Raw genomic sequence first — 15,202 nt, 5'->3', positions numbered from 1 at the left:
AATGGAAAAAAAGAAGAAAAAAGACCCGAAAGATATGCGACATGGATATACGACAGGCGCTTGTGCAACTGCAACAACAAAAGCCGCTTTAATTGCATTACTTTCAGGGGAGGAACAAGAATCGGTAACGATTTTATTACCGATTGGTAAATATGCAACATTTACGATAGAACATACCGTACGCGAAGGGGATACCGTGCGATGTGGGACGATTAAAGATGCAGGAGATGATCCAGATGTAACGCACCTTGCATTAATTGAATCGACCGTATCATTTATCGATGGGGATGATGTTGTATTAGATGGAGGCATTGGGGTAGGAAGAGTGACAAAGCCAGGGCTACCAGTACCAGTGGGGGAAGCTGCCATTAATCCAGTACCAAGGAAAATGCTATATGAAGTAGTCAAAGAAACATTAACACATTTCGGCATTAAAAGAGGCGTGAAAGTCGTCATATCTGTACCAGATGGTGAAGAACTTGCAAAAAAAACGTTAAATGGACGACTTGGCATTATTGGTGGTATTTCTATTTTAGGGACGCGCGGTACAGTCGTACCATTTTCAAGTGCCGCTTACATGGCAAGTATTGCGGAAGCTGTAAGTGTCGCAAGTGCAGCTGGTCAACGACACCTCATATTGACAACTGGTGGGCGCAGCGAACGTTATGCGATGGCACTTTTTCCAAATTTAGCAGAAGAATGTTTTATCGAAATGGGTGATTTTGTAGGGCATGCGTTAAAACATTGTAAACTTCATGATATTCCGAAAGTGACACTTGTTGGAATGATGGGGAAATTTTCGAAAGTAGCACAAGGCGTTATGATGGTTCATTCGAAAAGTGCACCTATTGATTTTAATTTTTTGGCACAAATTGCTGCCGATATTGGAGTGCCACAACATTTACAAGAAGAAATACGCCATGCTAATACAGCTTCTCATGTAGGTGAAATTATGTTGGAAAATAATTATCCATCATTTTTTAACCATCTATGTGAAGCTTGCTGTTATTCAGCATTACATCATGTAAAAAGCAATATGAATGTAAGTACCTTTATTTATTCGATGAAGGGTGAACAATTAGGAAGGGCTGAGAACATTGACAACATCGATCAAATTAATTGGAATCGGGGATAATGGTGAAGCATCTTTGAGCGAAGAAGCACGTACCTGGATAGCTAGTAGTGATGTACTTGTAGCAGGAGAACGTGTAATGAAGTTTTTCAATACATATCAGGGGCACAAAATTATCATTAAAGGCGGCTTAAAACAAGTTGTTGAAAAAATTTTAGCAGCATCAGGTAATGTTGTGATTTTAGCATCAGGTGATCCACTTTTTTATGGCATTGGACAGTACTTATCAACAAAGGTACCACTTGAAATCTATCCGTATGTGAGTTCTATGCAACTAGCATTCGCTCGTTGTCAAATGAGTTGGCAAGATGCAAAAGTGATTAGTTTACATGGACGTCCTATTAAAGGGCTTGCACAAAAAATTAATGGCGAACGAAAAGTAGCACTTCTGACAGATGAAGTAAATTCACCAAATGCAATTGCAAATTATTTATTTGATTTCGGCTTTGATGAATATGAGGCTTTTGTGGCGGAAAATTTAGAAGGTCCTAATGAACGTTGTCGTTATTTTACAATAGAAGAAATGCGGCATGCTTCATTTTCACCGTTAAACGTAGTCATTCTAAGGGCAAAAATGCTACCAAAAGTCTGGACATTAGGAATTGATGATGAAGCTTTTTCACAAAGGAAGCCGGATAAAGGTTTAATTACAAAAAAAGAAATTCGCGTCCTAGCTATTCAACAAATGAACCTCAAAAAACAATCGATTGTGTGGGATATTGGGACATGCACTGGTTCTATCGGCATTGAAGCAGGACGTATCGCAAATGAAGGTGCTATTTATGCTATCGAAAAAAATGAACCTGATTTAGCCAACTGTTTGGAAAACCAACGAAAATTTCGTGTTGATATGACAGCTATTCATGGCAAAGCACCAGAGCGTTTAGATGAATTTCCAAATCCTGATGCCGTTTTCTTAGGTGGAACAGGTGGCAATATGAAAGAATTATTAACAATTTGTGCACAGCGATTAAATGAAAAAGGACGAATTGTTTTAAATGCAACGACGATTGAAAATTTAGCGAAAGCCGTAGCAATTTTTAAAGAACTAGGGTTACACGTACAAATTATTCAAGCGCAAATTGCAAGAAGTAAGCCAATTTTAGATATGACACGATTCGTTCCATTAAATCCAATTTTCATTATTACGGCATCCAAGGAGGAAATATAAATGGCAACATTATTTGGTTTAGGCGTAGGACCGGGAGACCCGGAACTCATTACTGTAAAGGCATTCCGCGTGATGAAGGAGTCACCAGTTATTGCTTATCCGAAAAAGATGAAAGGTAAAAAAAGTTATGCACAGCGTATTGTTGATGTATATGTGAGTGGTATGGATAAAGAAATGTTAGGACTAGTGTTCCCGATGACAAAACATCAGGAGACACTCGATCGTGAATGGAACAAAGCAGTCGACGAAGTTTATGCACGCATTGCCGAAGGAAAAGACGTCGCTTTTGTAACAGAGGGCGACCCAATGTTATTTAGTACGTTTATTCATTTAATGAATTTAATGAAAGAACGTCATCCAGAAGTAGACATTCAAATGGTACCTGGTATTTCTTCGTTCAACGGTTCAGCTTCGAGATTAGGAATTGCTCTTGGCGATGGCGATGATCATATTGCAATGATCCCAGCAGTCGATGATTACGATGCGATGCGTAAAGTGATTGAAGAGCATGATGCAGTCGTTTTTATAAAAGTAGCTAAGGTTATTGATTTAATGCTTCGTGTTTTACGTGATTTAAATTTATTAGAAAAAGCCCATGTCGTTACAAAAGTAACATCAGATGAAGAAGTTATTTGGAAAACATCAGAGTTAGATGGTGTAGAGCTGGAATATTTAACATTAATGGTGGTGCGTAAATAATGAAAAAAATTTATATTGTTGGTGCAGGACCGGGAGACCCCGATTTAGTAACAGTCAAAGGTTTAAATATCATTCAGACTGCTGATGTCGTAATGTATACAGATTCTTTAGTAAATAAGGAATTGATTGCGAAAGCAAAACCTGAAGCCGAAGTGTTAAAGACAGCTGGTATGCATTTAGATGAAATGGTACAAGAAATCGTGAATCGAGTTAATGAAGGAAAAGTCGTAGCACGTGTTCATACGGGAGACCCTGCTATGTACGGCGCTATTATGGAGCAAATGGCGATTTTAAAACAAAATGATATTACATGTGAAATTATTCCAGGCGTAAGTTCTGTATTTGCTTCTGCAGCAGCAGTTGGTGCAGAGCTCACAATTCCAGATTTAACACAGACACTGATTTTAACACGTGCTGAAGGTCGTACACCAGTTCCTGAATTAGAAAAATTAAAAAATTTAGCAAGTCATCATTGTACAATTGCGTTATTTTTAAGTGCAACGCTTACAAAAAAAATTGTGAAAGAACTACAGGCAGCTGGTTGGTCAGATGATACGCCTGTAGCGGTTGTACAACGTGCGACATGGCCAGATCAAAAAATTGTGCGCACAACGCTTAGTCATTTGGATGAAGATATGCGTATAAATGGTATTCGAAAACATGCGATGATTTTAGCTGGTTGGGCATTAGATCCACATATTCATGAAAAAGATTATCGCTCGAAATTGTATGATAAAACATTTACACATGGTTTCCGTAAAGCGGTGAAAGAATAATGGTTATTGAATTAAAGGAAGATGTATTGGCACCGATTAAAGTAAAACATCATTATGCTATTGTCGCTATTACAAAACACGGAGTAGCAATCAGCCGTCGTTTACATGAAGCATTGCCAAATACAGATGTTTATTATATGAGTAAATTTGAACGAGGTGATGAGCACGCACATAATGTGCAACTTTTTAGTGGTAGTGTACGCATGTTATTTCCCGCTCTTTTTAAACATTATGATGGAATTATTACAATCATCTCACTTGGAGCAGTAGTAAGAATGATTGCACCACTTCTTGTAAATAAAAAGGTGGATCCAGCAGTTGTCGTTATTGATGATCGCGGCGAAAATGTGATCAGCATGCTATCAGGTCATTTAGGTGGTGCAAATGCTTTAACGCATACAGTAGCAGAGGCATTGAATGCAAATGCAATTATTACAACAGCTTCAGATGTACAAAAGACGATTCCAGTAGATCTTTTTGGTGCAAAGTTCGGTTGGCAATGGGATAGTCCCGATCAATTAACACCTGTATCTGCATCAGTTGTAAATGAGGAACATGTCGCTATCGTTCAAGAAGCTGGTGAAACGAACTGGTGGATGCATGATACACCGATGCCACAGAATTTAAAGTTGTATGAAACGATTGAAGAAGCAATGGCTGCAAATCCGGATGCTGCACTTATTATTACCCATCGTCTTTTAGATCCATCGATATTAATTTCAAATCACGTTATTTATCGTCCAAAATCAATTGTGATTGGGATGGGGTGTAATAGAGGAACATCTACAGCAGAAATAGAAAACGTAATCCAAGAAACGTTATTAGAATTAGGATTGTCTATAAAGAGTGTCAAAGCACTTGTTACATTTGAATTAAAAAAAGATGAGCCATGTTTCCATGAAATTACAGAAAAGTATGATTGGGATTTTAAATGGTATACAAAAGATGAATTAAACAGCACTATAGTGACGGCTCCGTCCGATACGGTATTTAAATATACAGGTGTATATGGTGTTAGTGAGCCAGCTGTCCGGTTGTATAGCGGCAATGATGACTTGATACTTGTAAAGAGAAAATCAGGTAATACAACAATATCTGTAGCGGCAATAAATTTTGAGGAAGTGACATCATGAAAAGATTTGTTATAGCAGGAACCAATAGCGGTGTCGGGAAAACGACTTTAACGATTGGCTTAATGGCTGCGTTACAACGAAAAGGTTTAAAAGTTCAAGGATTTAAATGCGGTCCAGATTATATTGACCCATCGTTTCATCGAGCAGTTACGAACAGGACATCTCATAATATTGATAGTTTTATGTTTAGTAACGATGTGATAAATGATATTGTAAAACGAGCTTCTGCTGATAGTGATGTAGCAATTATTGAAGGGGTAATGGGCTTTTACGATGGGAAAGATCCTTTGTCGGATATTGGATCTACAGCTGATATTGCAGCTATTACTAAATCACCTGTCGTACTTGTAGTGAATTGTGCAGCGATGGCTCGTAGTGCAGCAGCTATTGTTAAAGGATTTCAAATGTTGTCAACATCTCCTCATATTGTGGCTGTTATTGCGAATCAAGTAGGAAGTAGCGGTCATTTTAATATTGTTAAACAAGCGATAGAAGCAGAATGTCATGTGCCAGTCATTGGTTACATGAAAAAAAATGCTGATTTACATATGCCTAGCCGACATTTAGGGTTGATCCCCGCTTTAGAACGTGGAGAAATGGCTGAATATTTCGAACAATTAGCGCGATTAATAGAGGAAACAATCGATATTGATCAATTACTCACTTTAACAGAAGCACCTGTTTTAAATGTATCTACTTCTATTTTTACAAAAAAAGCGCCAACGCAATGTACGATTGCAGTGGCAAAAGATGCTGCATTTAATTTTTACTATGAGGAAAATTTGGCTTTATTAGAAGCAAATGGTGCTAATATTGTTTACTTTTCTCCACTTAATAATGAGGTAATACCTGAGACAGATGGTTTATATATTGGTGGTGGATTTCCAGAGGAATTTGCGGCTCAACTAGCTAAAAATGAAAAGACGAAACAATCTATTCAAGCGTTTGTCGCACAGCAAAAGCCGATATTTGCAGAATGTGGCGGCTTTATGTATTTGACAGAAAATATTGAACTTGTAGATGGCACGCAGTTTGATATGGTTGGCGTCATTCCTGGCAAAACTAAAATGCAGGGTAAGCGAGTAGCTTTAGGTTATCGTGAAATTCATGGTAAAAGTGGAAACTTCTTATTAGAAGAAGGAATGGAAGCAAAAGGTCACGAGTTCCATTACTCAATTTATGAAGGTGTTGAAAAATATGCCTATCATACAAAAGGAAAATTTAAAGCAAAAGGTGAAGGTTACATGCAAGACAATATTATTGCAGGTTATACTCATTTCCATTTCGCCTCAAATCCAATGATAGCAACACGATTTGTGCGTGCTTGTGTAGAAGGAGTGTCTAGATGTACGGAAAAGTTTATTTAGTAGGAGCAGGTCCAGGTGATCCAAAACTTATTACATTAAAGGGGCTTGAATGTATTCAACAAGCAGATGTAATTGCCTATGACCGATTAGTGAATCAAAAGCTTCTCACATATGCAAAGCCCAATGCTGAAATGATTTATTGTGGAAAAGAACCCGGGAGACATCACTTTATTCAAGAGGAAATTCATCATTTACTTGTGGAAAAAGCAAAGCAAGGGAAAATGGTGACACGTTTAAAAGGTGGCGATCCATTTGTATTTGGGCGCGGTGCAGAAGAAGCGAGCGTATTAAGAGAAGCGAATATTGCCTATGAAGTAGTGCCAGGTATTACTGCTGGTATCGCTGCCCCTGCATATGCCGGTATTTCAGTTACACACCGAGAATATGCTTCAAGTTTTGCGATTATTACAGGACATGGAAGAGACGAAAAAGGACAAGATACTGTACAGTGGGACAAAGTTGCTACAGGCATTGATACTTTAGCTTTTTATATGGGGATTGGTAATTTACGATATATTGCTAACCAATTAATGAAGCATGGACGTTCAAGTGACACAGCTGTTGCTATTATCGAGAAAGGGACCACAGCTGAGCAGCGAACAATATTATCAACATTAGAGAATATTGCAGAAGAAGCAGTTCTTCAAAATATTAAAAATCCTGCACTTATATTAGTAGGGCAAGTAGCGAATTTACATGAAACACTCGCATGGATAGAGGAGGAACAACATGTCAGTCATTAAAGCCATTAAACAAAGACGAGCTATCCGAAATTATGAAGCACGTCCTGTAGAAAAAGAAAAAATTGAGCAACTATTAGAAGTTGCGACATATGCTCCGACAGATCGTTTAAGAGAGCCTTGGCATTTTTATGTATTCGGTAAAGAAAAGAAAAAAGATTACGAAGCATTAGCGACAGCTTATTTACAAGAACGTTTTCCGACGAAACCAAATCTAGTAGAGAGCTCTCTAAAAGTAGTACTTACTACACCAACTGTTATTGTCGTAACAGCAAAGGCGGTTGAAAATGATGAGGCAGCTACAATGGATGACATATGTGCAACGAGTTGTGCTATTCAAAACATGTGGTTAGCTGCAGAAGAACTTGGACTCGGCTTTGTGTGGCGTACGCGCGGTGTAGGACTTGTACATGATGAACGTTTACATTCATTTATCGGTGCACAAAAAGATGAATGTATTATTGGTACAATTTTCATCGGTTATCCAGAAGCAGCAGTACCATCAGCAACAAAACGTACATTATTTTCTGAAAAGACGACGTGGTTGTAATGAAAAAAAGAGGATTATTTTTGCTCTATACAGGAGATGGCAAAGGCAAAACCACAGCTTCATTAGGGCTCACATTGCGTGCAGTCGGAAGAGGAATGAATGTCGTATATTTGCAATTCATTAAAAATCCAGATCGTACTTATGGGGAGAAAATTGCTCTCAAAAAACTAGGCGTTGAGATGCAACAATTAGGTATTGGATTTACATGGAAAAAAACACCTGAAGAACATCGAATTGCTTTAAAAAAAGCATGGGCTATTGCTAAAGAAAAATTACGAGATGAGACGATTGATGTACTCGTTTTAGATGAATTAAACAATGCGCTTGCAATTGATCGTTTTCCGATTAACGATGTTTTACCTTTAGATGAAGTTATATCAGCGATTCAAAATCGCCCACCGACAATGCATCTCATCATCACAGGGCGTAGCGCACAAGAAAAACTGATTGCTTTAGCAGATCTAGTATCAACTATTGAACCAACAAAACATTATTATAATGAAGGAATCCCAGCAGTAAAAGGATTAGAATTTTAAAAGGGGGTAACATGATGCCAGCAAAAGCTGTAATGATTCAAGGAACATCCTCAGATGTGGGAAAAAGTATGCTAGCGACTGCACTTTGCCGTCATTTTTCAAATGCTGGCTATCGAGTCGCACCGTTTAAATCCCAAAACATGGCACTTAATTCCTATGTAACAAAAAATGGTGGAGAGATTGGACGTGCACAAGGTGTCCAAGCCGAAGCGGCGCGCGTAGAAGCAACTACAGATATGAATCCTATTTTGTTAAAGCCAAAGCAAGATGCGATGTCTGAAATTATCGTCCATGGAAAACACCATATGGATATGAGTGCTACTGAATATCGAAATAGTTTTGTAGATGAAGCATTACCGATTGCTGAAAAAGCTGTCCAAAGACTAAAGGAGCAGTATGATGTCATCGTATTAGAAGGTGCTGGTAGTCCAGCAGAAATCAATTTAAAATCACGAGACATCGCGAATATGAAAATGGCTCATGCTGCTGATGCAGCCGTATTACTCGTTGCAGATATTGATCGAGGTGGGGTGTTTGCTTCGATTGTTGGTACGTTAGCTTTATTAGATGACGAAGAGCGAGCACGTGTGCAAGGAATTATCATTAATAAATTTAGAGGAATGAGAGAGTTATTAGATGATGGTATAACTTGGTTAGAACAATATACAAATATTCCTGTTTTAGGGGTCGTGCCATATATGGATGTTCATATTGAAGCGGAAGATTCACTTGCATTATCAGCCTTACGTTTTAAGCGTCCTAAAGAGAATGAATTCGACATTGATGTTGCGGTAATTCAATTGCCTCGTATCTCTAATTTTACAGATATTGACCCACTCATGGATGAACCGGGCGTCGGTGTTCGATTTGTGAAGACGTTGGCTGATTTACGTGACCCAGATGTTATTATTATCCCTGGTACAAAAAATACAGTTGAAGATTTAAATTGGCTACGCGCACAACATTTTGATGAAATCATTCAACAATCAGATGCAGCGATTATTGGCATTTGTGGAGGCTATCAAATGCTAGGAATAGCACTTCATGATCCTGATTTTGTAGAAGGAACTCAAATGTATACAGAAGGCCTCGGTCTATTACCTATTGAGACGACATTTGTCGGTAATAAACGAACGGTACAAAATAGTGGCACTTTATACGGAACAAATCAACAACTTACAGGGTATGAAATTCACCTTGGACGTACAAAAAGGATTAGAGATTGTGCACCGTTTTTATTATTAGAAGATGGGCGTACAGATGGAGCAGTCGTCAACCGAACAATCGGTACATATTTTCATGGTATTTTTCATAATCGTACATTTACACGCCAACTCGTGAATGAATGGCGTTCTTATAAAGGTTTAGCGCCATTGTCTGAAGAAGTTCAGTCAGAAAAAATGTTACGCGAACAAGCTTATAATATTGCAGCACAGCAATTTGAAAAAGCTATTGATATGGACAAGCTGTATAAAATTTTAGACTTGGAATCGACGACGTATGTTAAATGAAGAAGAAATAATAGCGTGGTTAGATGATGAACAAGAACATTATATTGATTATTTTGAATTGATGTAGCAAAGACAAAAGACTTGTAATTTTATATAAGTCTTTTGTCTTTTACTATATTTTACGCGCTAAAGAACGGCTTTGAACATTTCTGTTAATATATTGACTTTTCTTATTATATTTTTACAGCTTACTGTAAGCTCTACGACACTTCATCGCATAAAAATAGCAATGATAGATAGTTTGTAAAAATAAGATATGTTTAGGTGTTGCTATATTTTGCTAATACGCGTAAGTATGTATTATCGGTATTAGCAAAATTAATGATATTCATGCACCTTACAATAATTAATGATATTAAGTTATCTTATATTAACCTAGTTAACTTTATTATTAATAATATAGTTTACTAAAGTTATCTTTGAAATTCATTAAAAACCAACAAAAAGATGGAGTAAACTTATGCTATCACTATAAGGCCTTAATACGATTGCTAGCATGGAATACTTTCTTAGAAATGTGATGTCCATATTGATTTGCTGAATAATTATGTGCAATTGCCCAAAGTGAAAAAATGCACAAAAAAACAACCGCCTTTATAAGACGGTTGCTTCAATAGATTATCGAATGCCTTCTTTTCTTAAAACATTGCTTACAGTTTTACAAGCGATTTTAAAATCTAATTTCAAACAACGGTGACTCACATAATGACGGTCAAACCATACTTTCAGTTCATCGCTAATAAAGTCGCGACCATTCACTTGCGCATAACCCGTCAATCCTGGTTTGACCGTATGCACATCATGCTTATCACGCATTGCAATTAAATCGTATTGATTGTAAAGTGCTGGGCGTGGACCGATGAAAGCCATATCTCCTTTTAGAATATTCCAAAGTTGCGGTAATTCATCTAAACTTGTACGACGTAAAAATCGACCACACTTTGTCACAAACTGTGTAGGATCTAAATCGTTTGTGGCAATATTAGGTGTATCAACCGCCATCGTTCGAAACTTATAAATGTTAAAATGGCGACTGTACTGGCCCACGCGCTTTTGCTTAAATAGCACAGGTCCTTCAGAATCCAACTTAACCCAAAGTGCAATGAGTAACATCGGTATTGCTAAAATGATTAATAAAAGTGTCGCAGCCACAACATCGATGACACGCTTCATTTCACCATCCCCATTTCTGTCGCAATATGCATTTGATAGATCGTCATCTGACGATCTAACACTTTTTCCTCGTCATACATTTCTAAAAAACGCTGTAACCCTGCTTCACCATACGTTTGTATTAACGAAGGTTGTTCAAGAAATACGTTCATTTTAGCTGCTAAATCTTGTGCATCTTGCACGTTACATAATAAACCAGTTTGTTCATGAATGACTTCTTCACGACAACCTCGAATATTTGTCGCAATGACCGGTTTCCCCATAGCCATTGCTTCAATGATCGAACGTGGCAATCCTTCACGATAAGAAGGGAGTACGAATACATCTGCAGCGCTTAAAAGATTTGGAATGTCTTCACGCTCACCTAACACATGTAAGCGATCTTTTGCTTCGATGTGAATGCTATCTCGATCTCCAGGAACTTGTCCACCAACGATGACGATATGTGCTTGTTCCGGTAGATATTCAAAAGCATCGACCAACTCTTGTAATCCTTTTTCTTTCACTTGACGGCCGACGAAAAGAAAAACAGGCGCATCTTCTGGTAGTCCGAGTGCCTGGCGAGCAGCTTGTCGGTCATACTGTGTAACGTTAAAGCGTTCCTTGTTGACACCATTGCCGATATGCACGAGTCGCTCTGATTTTTTGAACTGCTTTTGCTTTGCAAGGGCATAATCTTCTTCACTTTGGAAAAAGACATAGTCGGAGAAAAAGCGCGCAGCATATTTTTCAATCGCATAGGCTACTTGATATTGCAACTTCGGCATACGCTCATGAAAATAGAAACCGTGTGCTGTATAAATGACGAGTGGCACTCCAGCAATCTTTGCAGCAATACGCGATAACACACTTGCAACAGGCGTATGTGTATGAATCGCATCATAATTTTCTTGTCGTAATAGTTTCACAAGTTGCTGAACTGCTTTCATATGCTTGAGCATATTCATATTTCGTGCAAATGCAATCGGGTGCATCGTTATGCCAGATGTAGAAGCTTTCGTTTTTGCACAGGCGACATGCACTTCATGGCCTTCTCGTTGTAGACGATCTATAAGTGGTGTTAAAAATTTATCTACCGTAAAATCGACTGCTGTCACTTGGAGAATTTTCATGAAATCAGTCCTTTCTGCTGCAAAATAAACACTTCTTCAAGTAAGCCTTCTTCTAATGAACGTGGTTGGTAACCAAATACCCGTTTTGCTTTTTCATGAGAATATACTTTATGCTCTTGCAACCGTAATACTTGTTCTGTTGAAATGATTGCGTTCGGCAATAAATTATAAAGTCGAACACAAGCTGTTGCGACACTAAAAGGTACAGGAACGACATATACACGTCGATCTAATGCATTCGCTAAAAAAGTAATCAATTCTTTGTACGAAATGATACTCCCCCCAGATAAGTCAAAATGGTCATTTTGAATATCCTTTCGCGCATATACTGTTGCAATTGCTGCCGCTAAATCTTTCACATGGACAGGTTGTAACATCGACTGACCATCTCCAAAGATAGGAAACGCAGGTGATTGTGCTAAGAAACGAATGAGTTTTTGCATATTATGATCACGTTCATTGCCATAAATCATTGTTGGTCTTAAAATGACATAACTCGTATGCGTTAACGCCATCTTTTGCAATGTTTGTTCAATTTCTTCATATAAAGCACTACAGCTGCGATACTTTGAATAAACACCTGTTGTATGAATCGCAATGACTCGCTGCACGCGATATTTTTCAGCCAGTTCTATAATCATTTTCGTGTAACGAATGTTGGCAATATGAATCACTTCTGTGAATTGATATTTTTGAAAAAGCGATTCGATGAAAGTACGATCATCTAAATCACCTTCATGGCAAATAACGTTATGTGGAAACGTTTGTTTTTGTCTGCTGACCGTTACAATATTTTCATGGCGTATATGCGGAAATAATGCTTGTCCTGTGTTTCCTGATAATCCTGTCACAAACAACATATTTTCTCACCCCTACAGTCTTAATGAAATACGAACGAATAAGATAGCCATTTCTTCCGGCGGTCGGCGCATGCCTTCATCGATCCAGCCGTAAATGATACCCATTGCTGCTTTTAAAATATAACGCTCGTACGTTTCTCTTTCTTCTGGGTAAAGCAATGGCGATTGTTCTTTTTTATAAAATCTCAAGTAATATTGTTCTAACATTTTTTCGAGTTGGATCGCGTTTTCTCTTAAACCTTTCATACCTAATAAGCAATTCGTTAAAGTCTCTTCCTTTTTCATATAACTAAACATTTCAGCAATTGGCGGGAAAGGTGTTGTCACATATTGATCCAAACGTTTATTTACATACTCGGGCGCAAGTATATTATTTAAGATGCCACCGATTTTATAAAAGAACTGTTCATTATACATCGTGTACAGCGATTTTTTATCTTTGAAGTGCAGATAAAATGTCGCGCGGTTAATATTCGCCTTATTTGAAATGTCCATTACGGTGATTTTGTCATATTCTTTTTCAGCAAGTAGCTGCTTGAATGCATAATCGATCAATTCCTTCGTATGGATCACTTCTACTTTTTTTGTCGGCATCTTCCTTCCCTCCTATCTTCTGATGATCCATAACTCTTTTTGCGTACCTTCTAAGTTGTCATATTTTACGCTGAAAGGACCTTTACCAGCAGCTGTAAATGACACGATACCTTTTGCACTTTCACCAGGCTTAATTTGCTCAGCCATATTTTCGTCTAATGCCGCTGTTAAGTTTTTACCATCTGCATTTTTAACGCTTAATACGAATGCATCAAATAACTCTTTTTCATCACCTGTATTTTTAACTTTTAAATGAAGTGTTAACACATCATCTTTTACAGACGTTTTTAATAATGAAACTTTGAAGTTATCAACAGCTACTGTGTCATAAGATTCTTCAATTTCCCCATCATTAATTTGTGCCTTTGCTTCATTACTTTCATTTGTATTTGTATTCGTTTCTTTTTTACTTGATTCCTCATTATTGCTGCAAGCTGCAACAAATAGTGAAGCAACAACTAATAAAAATAAAGTTTGTGTTAATTTTTTCATCATTAATTTCCTCCTCTAATTGATCCCATTTAGTTATATGAAAAAAGAAGGGTAAAGCATATGCTTTACCCTGTATTGAATTGCTTATTACGTGAATCTTAGTCAGCGGGTACAGTGTATGATGCTGAGTCACCTAATGTCGTTTTGCTGTAGTTCGATACTTCGATAATATCGCCAGCTTTAATTTTTTGCGTATTACCAGCTTGGTCTTTATAATACTTACGCGTGAATGAGTAAGCTCCTGTTTCTGGATCAACTGTTGCAACCGATAAATTAATACCGTTGATTGTTAGTTGTACTTTCTCAATACGCGGATCAGTCGTACCACTAATGACACCGGCTTCTTTATCGTAGCCAGCAATCGTTACCCCAACAACACCTTCACCAGCTACTGTTGTTGTCGACGCAATACCACGTTTACCAGCATCGTAAATCGATACTTTTACTTCGTCGCCAGCTTTTAGTAATTGGCGGTTACCATCGTTATCGTTGTAATACTTACGGTTAAATTGGAACGTGCCGTCTGGATTTACATTTCCAATTTCTAAGTCACGCCCATTGATCGATAACACTACACGTGATACTGGGTTCGCCGCGTAACCTTCAATATATCCGTTAATTGCTGTAATAGTACCTGTTGTTGGGTCTACTGAAACGCCTTCCGCATCAAATACAACGCTTACTTCTCCTCGTTGTACAACTGTTGTACCAGCAGTTACTTCTTCGCCACCTTTGCCGTAGAACGAAACCGTAACTTCATCACCTTCACCAAATACTTTTTGCTTGCTGATGTCGCCTTTAGTTGGTACATATTTACGTTCAAATTGGAACGTACCATCTGCATTTACTGCTACCCAGCTTAAATCTTTACCGTTCACATTTAGTAACACGCGTTGTGTACCAAGTGGTGCAGAACCAGTAATGATTGTTGAAGGTTCAGTAATTGAATTTACAGTAATCGCACCACTAAGTTTTGGTGTTGTCGCTGGTGCTTCGTTTGTACCGCCTTCATTTGAAACTTGAACTGTAAGCGGTGCATTCGGACCGACTGATCCTGGTACGTTCACTTGGAATTTACCATTCTCATCTGCAGTACCTGTTCCAACTTCATTGTTATTACTATCGTAAATAGTAACTGATGCATTCGGTGCAGTTTCACCGACTACAACGTAACCTTCTACTGGGTTACCTGTTACTGTACCGATTACTGGAACACCTGGTGCTTCTACAGGTGGGGCTTCATCTGCTGGCGTTTTAGTTGTCGTACCTTCACCTTCACCCGCACCATTTTCAGCTTTTACTGTTAAATCTTTCTCTGGTCCAACTGATCCTGGTACTTCAATTGAGAAGTTACCG

The 15,202-nt window shown here is 38.1% G+C and carries 16 protein-coding genes; 10 read left to right on the top strand and 6 right to left on the bottom strand.

The genetic code is table 11. The features are described 5' to 3' along the window. The first annotated feature begins 1 nt into the window (after position 1). Genes KMHG_RS09205 through KMHG_RS09160 form a run of 10 tightly spaced genes read left to right on the top strand, consistent with a single transcriptional unit; the run spans position 2 to position 9,615 of the window. Positions 2-1,135 carry a cobalt-precorrin-5B (C(1))-methyltransferase gene (locus tag KMHG_RS09205; protein ID WP_010288929.1) on the top strand — a complete coding sequence of 378 codons (1,134 nt, stop codon included), beginning with the start codon at positions 2-4 and terminating at the stop codon, positions 1,133-1,135. Next, the gene (locus KMHG_RS09200) at positions 1,098-2,303 is read left to right on the top strand and encodes a bifunctional cobalt-precorrin-7 (C(5))-methyltransferase/cobalt-precorrin-6B (C(15))-methyltransferase (protein WP_010288927.1); all 1,206 of its coding nucleotides are present in this window, start codon (positions 1,098-1,100) and stop codon (positions 2,301-2,303) included. Before KMHG_RS09205 ends, KMHG_RS09200 begins: the two co-directional genes overlap by 38 nt. Next, positions 2,304-3,002, top strand: coding sequence for a precorrin-2 C(20)-methyltransferase (gene cobI / locus KMHG_RS09195; protein WP_010288926.1), 699 nt, complete (start codon positions 2,304-2,306; stop codon positions 3,000-3,002). It abuts the gene before it with no gap. Then, the gene (gene cobM / locus KMHG_RS09190; protein WP_010288924.1) at positions 3,002-3,778 is read left to right on the top strand and encodes a precorrin-4 C(11)-methyltransferase; all 777 of its coding nucleotides are present in this window, start codon (positions 3,002-3,004) and stop codon (positions 3,776-3,778) included. The genes cobI and cobM overlap by 1 nt, the downstream gene beginning before the upstream one ends. Beyond that, positions 3,778-4,911, top strand: a complete 1,134-nt coding sequence (locus tag KMHG_RS09185; RefSeq protein WP_010288922.1) for a cobalt-precorrin 5A hydrolase — start codon at positions 3,778-3,780, stop codon at positions 4,909-4,911. The genes cobM and KMHG_RS09185 overlap by 1 nt, the downstream gene beginning before the upstream one ends. After that, complete coding sequence (locus tag KMHG_RS09180) at positions 4,908-6,278, top strand: cobyrinic acid a,c-diamide synthase CobB (protein WP_010288919.1); 1,371 nt, start codon at positions 4,908-4,910, stop codon at positions 6,276-6,278. Before KMHG_RS09185 ends, KMHG_RS09180 begins: the two co-directional genes overlap by 4 nt. Further along, positions 6,257-7,021, top strand: coding sequence for a uroporphyrinogen-III C-methyltransferase (cobA, locus tag KMHG_RS09175; RefSeq protein ID WP_010288915.1), 765 nt, complete (start codon positions 6,257-6,259; stop codon positions 7,019-7,021). Before KMHG_RS09180 ends, cobA begins: the two co-directional genes overlap by 22 nt. Next, positions 7,008-7,568: a nitroreductase family protein gene (locus tag KMHG_RS09170; RefSeq protein WP_010288913.1), complete on the top strand. Its 561-nt coding sequence runs from the start codon at positions 7,008-7,010 to the stop codon at positions 7,566-7,568. Before cobA ends, KMHG_RS09170 begins: the two co-directional genes overlap by 14 nt. Then, on the top strand, positions 7,568-8,104 hold the full coding sequence (locus KMHG_RS09165) for a cob(I)yrinic acid a,c-diamide adenosyltransferase (RefSeq protein WP_026022055.1): 537 nt from the start codon (positions 7,568-7,570) through the stop codon (positions 8,102-8,104). Before KMHG_RS09170 ends, KMHG_RS09165 begins: the two co-directional genes overlap by 1 nt. Before the next feature lie 14 nt (positions 8,105-8,118). Next, positions 8,119-9,615, top strand: coding sequence for a cobyric acid synthase (locus tag KMHG_RS09160; protein WP_010288910.1), 1,497 nt, complete (start codon positions 8,119-8,121; stop codon positions 9,613-9,615). A 618-nt stretch (positions 9,616-10,233) separates the two neighbouring features. On the opposite strand, the gene KMHG_RS09155 is transcribed toward KMHG_RS09160, so the two are convergent. From KMHG_RS09155 to KMHG_RS17625, 6 genes are all read right to left on the bottom strand, one after another. Next, positions 10,234-10,788, bottom strand: coding sequence for a sugar transferase (locus KMHG_RS09155; protein WP_010288908.1), 555 nt, complete (start codon positions 10,786-10,788; stop codon positions 10,234-10,236). Next, entirely contained in the window at positions 10,785-11,900 is a 1,116-nt protein-coding gene (locus KMHG_RS09150; protein ID WP_010288907.1) for a glycosyltransferase family 4 protein, read from the bottom strand. Before KMHG_RS09150 ends, KMHG_RS09155 begins: the two co-directional genes overlap by 4 nt. Continuing rightward, a complete protein-coding gene (locus KMHG_RS17630) occupies positions 11,897-12,760 on the bottom strand; it encodes an NAD-dependent epimerase/dehydratase family protein (RefSeq protein WP_010288906.1) in 864 nt (287 codons plus the stop codon). The genes KMHG_RS09150 and KMHG_RS17630 overlap by 4 nt, the downstream gene beginning before the upstream one ends. A 12-nt stretch (positions 12,761-12,772) precedes the next feature. Beyond that, a complete protein-coding gene (locus KMHG_RS09140) occupies positions 12,773-13,354 on the bottom strand; it encodes a TetR/AcrR family transcriptional regulator (RefSeq protein WP_010288905.1) in 582 nt (193 codons plus the stop codon). Between the two features lie 12 nt (positions 13,355-13,366). Beyond that, positions 13,367-13,846 carry a DUF4352 domain-containing protein gene (locus tag KMHG_RS09135; protein ID WP_010288904.1) on the bottom strand — a complete coding sequence of 160 codons (480 nt, stop codon included), beginning with the start codon at positions 13,844-13,846 and terminating at the stop codon, positions 13,367-13,369. A 98-nt stretch (positions 13,847-13,944) separates the two neighbouring features. Continuing rightward, positions 13,945-15,202 (bottom strand): Ig-like domain-containing protein (locus KMHG_RS17625; RefSeq protein ID WP_010288903.1); only part of this gene is annotated, 1,258 nt, incomplete at its 5' end.

Source organism: Kurthia massiliensis (assembly GCF_000285555.1).
Classification (GTDB): Bacteria; Bacillota; Bacilli; order Bacillales_A; family Planococcaceae; genus Kurthia; species Kurthia massiliensis.
The sequence above is the reverse complement of the archived record's forward strand: the minus strand, read 5'-3'. Positions and strand labels throughout refer to the sequence as shown.

What these genes read in the sequence shown, in the direction of transcription:
- KMHG_RS09205 (WP_010288929.1), top strand. Translation starts at nt 2, where the DNA reads ATGGAAAAAAAGAAGAAAAAAGACCCGAAAGATATGCGACATGGATAT.
- cobI (WP_010288926.1), top strand. Translation starts at nt 2,304, where the DNA reads ATGGCAACATTATTTGGTTTAGGCGTAGGACCGGGAGACCCGGAACTC.
- cobM (WP_010288924.1), top strand. Translation starts at nt 3,002, where the DNA reads ATGAAAAAAATTTATATTGTTGGTGCAGGACCGGGAGACCCCGATTTA.
- KMHG_RS09185 (WP_010288922.1), top strand. Translation starts at nt 3,778, where the DNA reads ATGGTTATTGAATTAAAGGAAGATGTATTGGCACCGATTAAAGTAAAA.
- KMHG_RS09180 (WP_010288919.1), top strand. Translation starts at nt 4,908, where the DNA reads ATGAAAAGATTTGTTATAGCAGGAACCAATAGCGGTGTCGGGAAAACG.
- cobA (WP_010288915.1), top strand. Translation starts at nt 6,257, where the DNA reads ATGTACGGAAAAGTTTATTTAGTAGGAGCAGGTCCAGGTGATCCAAAA.
- KMHG_RS09170 (WP_010288913.1), top strand. Translation starts at nt 7,008, where the DNA reads ATGTCAGTCATTAAAGCCATTAAACAAAGACGAGCTATCCGAAATTAT.
- KMHG_RS09165 (WP_026022055.1), top strand. Translation starts at nt 7,568, where the DNA reads ATGAAAAAAAGAGGATTATTTTTGCTCTATACAGGAGATGGCAAAGGC.
- KMHG_RS09160 (WP_010288910.1), top strand. Translation starts at nt 8,119, where the DNA reads ATGCCAGCAAAAGCTGTAATGATTCAAGGAACATCCTCAGATGTGGGA.
- KMHG_RS09155 (WP_010288908.1), bottom strand. Translation starts at nt 10,788, where the DNA reads ATGAAGCGTGTCATCGATGTTGTGGCTGCGACACTTTTATTAATCATT.
- KMHG_RS09150 (WP_010288907.1), bottom strand. Translation starts at nt 11,900, where the DNA reads ATGAAAATTCTCCAAGTGACAGCAGTCGATTTTACGGTAGATAAATTT.
- KMHG_RS17630 (WP_010288906.1), bottom strand. Translation starts at nt 12,760, where the DNA reads ATGTTGTTTGTGACAGGATTATCAGGAAACACAGGACAAGCATTATTT.
- KMHG_RS09140 (WP_010288905.1), bottom strand. Translation starts at nt 13,354, where the DNA reads ATGCCGACAAAAAAAGTAGAAGTGATCCATACGAAGGAATTGATCGAT.
- KMHG_RS09135 (WP_010288904.1), bottom strand. Translation starts at nt 13,846, where the DNA reads ATGAAAAAATTAACACAAACTTTATTTTTATTAGTTGTTGCTTCACTA.